The sequence below is a fragment of the Streptomyces alanosinicus genome (assembly GCF_014650595.1).
GTDB lineage: Bacteria > Actinomycetota > Actinomycetes > Streptomycetales > Streptomycetaceae > Streptomyces > Streptomyces alanosinicus.
The window spans coordinates 1-4,333 of sequence record NZ_BMVG01000101.1; the positions used below are offsets into that span (position 1 = coordinate 1).

3 protein-coding genes are annotated in these 4,333 nt (G+C 70.1%); all 3 read right to left on the minus strand.

The features are described from left to right. Window positions 1–496: 496 nt before the first annotated feature. Entirely contained in the window at window positions 497–1,261 is a 765-nt protein-coding gene (locus tag IE277_RS46210; RefSeq protein ID WP_189960079.1) for an AAA family ATPase, read from the minus strand. Then, window positions 1,258–2,919, minus strand: coding sequence for a TnsB C-terminal domain-containing protein (locus tag IE277_RS46215; protein ID WP_189960080.1), 1,662 nt, complete (start codon window positions 2,917–2,919; stop codon window positions 1,258–1,260). Before IE277_RS46215 ends, IE277_RS46210 begins: the two co-directional genes overlap by 4 nt. Window positions 2,920–2,983: 64 nt before the next feature. Then, on the minus strand, window positions 2,984–4,243 hold the full coding sequence (locus IE277_RS46220; RefSeq protein ID WP_189960081.1) for an AAA family ATPase: 1,260 nt from the start codon (window positions 4,241–4,243) through the stop codon (window positions 2,984–2,986). Window positions 4,244–4,333: the final 90 nt, after the last annotated feature.

A 4,333-nucleotide genomic window follows, 5' to 3' on the forward strand; every position in this document is an offset into this window, starting at 1 on the left:
TGCCTTGCCTGTGCTGCGCTTCGGGGCAGTACACCCCGCGTTGCGGGGTGTGGCCGGCCTTCGGCCGGCTGGTGGCTTCCGCTGCGCTCCAGCCACTGGTGACGCTGCGCGTCACCGGGCGTGCAGCGCTTCGCGCGGCCCGATTGCGGGCCTGACGGCCCTGGCTGGCAGCAGGGGCCGGGTTGGGTGGGGGCTGGTGACTGGCCGTCAGGGTGGCAGACTGGTCGGGAGGCAGATCTGCTGTGCAGGGGCCGGCCTCATGTGCTTCAAAATTTGATGCGGATGGATTCTGGAAAAGATCACGCCTCCCGGGACGAGACCTCCGCACCGCTGTCACCGGGACAAGCGGAGCCGCGTGTCACCGGCCAGCGCCCGGAACCGGCAGCCACCTTAGAGAGTAGGCCCGAGGAGACCGTGTCCGGTACCTCCCGCACGGGTGAACTCGGAGCGTCGCACAACGCAGCAGCTGGGCAGGCTTCCTGAGGCAGCGCCAAGTTCATCCGAGTCTGCTGAAGGCCCAGCGCAGCGTTTCCTGGTCAGGGTTCGCGCGGCCTGTCCGTTGGAGGGCTGTGAGGGTGTGGGCGGTGAGCCGGGCCCAGTTGCGGAAGTTGCCGTGCGCTGCGTGACGGTCGGCAAAGGCGATGTCTTCGGGGTCGGTTCTCGCCCAGATCGGATGGTAGAGCGGGATGACCTGCTGAACTTCCTCCAGTGTGAGCTTGGTGATGTGCTGCCAGATGAAGATGCGGGAGGAGAGCATCGGCTCCTTCCGCAATACGCTGTGCGCGCCTTCACCACCGGCGAAGATGATCGCGATCTGCGAGTACGGGTGATCCCAGACGAACCGGAAATATTCGAACGTCTCTCGATTGAGCCACTGGGCTTCGTCCACGACCAGCGTACGCGGCCGGGCAGCCAGGGAGTCCAGAAGCAGCCGGTCGAACTCGGATGGGCGACGCGGAGGTTCGCCCGGCAGACCGAGCGCTGCAAAGAGCTCGTGCCGCACCGCGCGGGCGGTGGGGCGGGCCCGGAAGGCGATCCGGCAGACCTCCTCGCCACGAGTCCGTTCAAGCTCACGCAGGCAGACGTTGGCGGCAAGCGTCTTGCCCACGCCGGCCGGGCCATGGAGGCACATCATCGCCCTGGCGTTGATCGTGTCGGTGATGTTCTCCCGGGCGGCCAGGAGCGCGCGGGTCGTGACGACCGCGGCGTCCGCGAGCTGGGTGTAGTGATCGGTCTCCCGCGGCGGCAGCTGGCTCGTCATCGCTTCTCTTCCCGTGTGGCAGGGCGCAAGGAGGCTGGGGTGTTCCAGTCGTCAGGCGGTGGGGAGGGCGGGATGAGATCTGGCAGGGCCAAGGCGGCCATGTCGCTGTCGGCGGCCGCGTCGAGTTCCTGGCCGGCTTCGGCCGCTGTGACGGCGCCCAGGCGTTTGGCGGGCGTGGGCATGGTGGCCGGGGCGTAGCGCTGCCGGCGCAGAGCCTCGGCCTTCTTGGCGTCCTCGCGCAGCCGGCGGGCCCGCACGGTGCGGATGCGGCGCAGCTCGTCGAGCTGTTCCGGGGTGGCGGCGTCCGCGAGGTGGGCGGTGCCCAGGTGGCGGCCGGCCGGGTCGCAGACCTCGATCTCGTGATCGTGGTGGGGCATGTGCCGGATCCGGACGCTGCGCCCTGCCTGGCCGGCCATCCACGCGCCAAGGTAGTCCCGGCCGCGCCAGCGCACCCCGTGGCTGCTCAGTTTCCGTACTCGGCCGTCGTCCTCCAGCATCAGCCCCCACAAGGCGGCCTCGGGGATGTCCGAGAGCGGCGTGGGATCGCCCTGCCAGGCCTCCAGGGGAGTCCGGCCGGCCAGGCCGGCGGGGCGGTGCTCGGTGTTCCACCACCGCGCCCAGTCCAGGACCTCGGCGGTGAATTCTTCGAAGGTCAGGCGCAGGGGCTCGTCGAAGTCGGGCTTCTTCTTGGCGCGCCGGGGCTTGAGGGTGAGGGTGTAGCCGGGCAGGACAGCGAAGAGCATGCGGTCGGCACACCGGTTGAGGTTCTCCACCGTCCCCTTCAGATGGGGGCTGTAGGCGGGCAGATCCTCGAACTTGGTATCCAGGTCGGTGAACGCGCCCAGGACCGTCTTCGACAGGAAATCCCGGCCGCGGTCGACGCGCACGTGCTCAGGGATGCCGCCCGCCGGACCGTACGGGCCGGTGCGCAGCACCGCGGCGCGCAGGGCTGCCAGGATCGAGGCCCTGGACGGATGGCCGGGGGTGACCGCGGTACCGGTGATGGCCTTCGTCGCGACGTCGATGAACCACGTCACCCATGGGCGCACCAGCTCCCCGTCCGCATCCACCAGGAGCGGCGCCTGGACGTGATCGGCCTCCCAGGTGTGATTCCGCCACAACCTGGGCCGGCGGCCGAACACATCATGGGCCCGGGCCGCCTCCGGCCCCCGGGCCAGGCCCGCGCGTTCGCCCGCGGTCAGGTCACGGCGCACCGCTCGCAGGAACGTCGACAACGACGGCACCGGATCCAGCAACGGCACCGCCTCCATAGGCGCCCCGCCCGGCACCGGCGCGGCCGGCTCCCCCACTGCGGCCTGGGCACGGACGACCAGTTGCCGGTGGACCGCCGAAGCGTTCCCCCGCCAGTACGCCAGCAGTACCCGCACCTCCGACGTCACCTCAAACCGGTTTCCCGGACGTTCCGCCGTGCGGGGTTCGGCCTCGGCCTGCGCGAGCCACCGCCACACCGTCCGCTCCGACACCCCCAAACACTCGCCCGCCAGCCGCACATGTCCCCGCGAAAGCCGCCCCTGGCGCCGCAACCGGAGCAGCTGCTCGACAGCAGGCACGCGCAACGCGGCCAACCCGGGGCCCTCCAGCACCGGCCCTCTTTCAACCGGCGGCGTGGGGTCTTCCGCGCCCGATGAAATGATCATGGAACCGCTCCGCGTCCTCCGCTCCTGGCCTCGCTCCCCGCTCGCTCCGGCACCACCGGCCCCATCACGGGTACGGGCCCAGCCGGGCACAGGCCTGCTCGATCAACCGACGGTCCACGCGTACGTCCTGTCCGCGCTTGGACAGGACGTAGACGTGGGAGGTGATCTTCGCCCAGGTACGGAAGTTCCCCCGCGCCACCGTGGAATCCGCCCAGACCACGTCCGCCGGGTCCACGGCCTCCCACACCTCGTGGAAGAGGCGCAGCGTCTCAACGAGCCCACCCTGTTCCAGCCCGGCAGTCTGGTGCCAGGTCAGCACCCGCGACCGCAATGCCGGCGCCCGAGCGATCACACGCTCCGCGCCCGCCCCACACAACACCAGCGCCGCTGCCGTACCCGGCTCGTCCCACAACAGCCGCAGGTAATCCAGCAGCGGTGGAGCCAAGCGCTGGACGTCATCGAGGAACAACACCCCCGGCCTTCTCAGCACCTCACCCAGAGCACGCTCCGCCACACCCGCACGATGCACCAAAGACCCCGCCGGCAGCCCGCACGCCTCCAACAACGAAGCGCGCATCTGGGGCAGGCCCGGCTTCACCCCAACCACCGCACGCCACACCGGCACCCGGGAAGGCAGAAGATGCAGAGCCTGCTGCACCGCCACGGTCTTCCCCAGCCCCGGATCACCGAACACACACCCGATCCCCCGTACCGCGACCGTATGCCCCACTGCCTCCACCACCGCAGCAACCGGGCCCGTCGACACCAAAGACGCCCCTGGCACGAACAACCGCACCCCGCCCCGCGGTGGTGGCACTTCGTCCTCTGCCGACGCGGGAGCAGGCTCGACCGGATCGGCATCCACGACCGGCAGGCCCTCACCCGGCCTCTGAAGCTTCAACTCAGCAAGGACCTGGTCGTAACGGCCGGCTTCCACCCGGCCCCGCCCCACCGACGCGACCTCAAGGACCCGGCCCTCCCGCACATCCCGCTTCACCGAACGCTGCACCGTCGCCAACGACGGCACCGGAAAATCCGCGGCCTCCTCGCCCTCGGTCATCCGCCGGTACACCGCCGCGACGTTCCCACCCTCCGCCGCCAACCGTGTCCACCACACATCCGACAACGAAAACGACGACTTCAGTATCCGCTCCAACCGGCCCGCACGCGCCGCAGCAAGCCAATGCCACACCGTCCGCGGCGACACCCCCGCAGCCTCAGCTGCCACCCGCACATGCAGCGCAGACACCGAACCCGACGCCTCAGCCACCGCCAACAGGCGACGCACCACCACACCCCGCGCCAGCGCCACACCCTCACCCATACACGCCAGCACACCCCCACCCCGGCAGGCCACACACAGGAATGGGCAACCCCATGACAGCCAACCACCACCCTGCTATGCAGCCCATGA

Excerpts from the sequence above, each read along its gene's own strand:
- IE277_RS46210 (WP_189960079.1), bottom strand. The coding sequence starts at position 1,261 with ATGACGAGCCAGCTGCCGCCGCGGGAGACCGATCACTACACCCAGCTC.
- IE277_RS46215 (WP_189960080.1), bottom strand. The coding sequence starts at position 2,919 with ATGATCATTTCATCGGGCGCGGAAGACCCCACGCCGCCGGTTGAAAGA.
- IE277_RS46220 (WP_189960081.1), bottom strand. The coding sequence starts at position 4,243 with ATGGGTGAGGGTGTGGCGCTGGCGCGGGGTGTGGTGGTGCGTCGCCTG.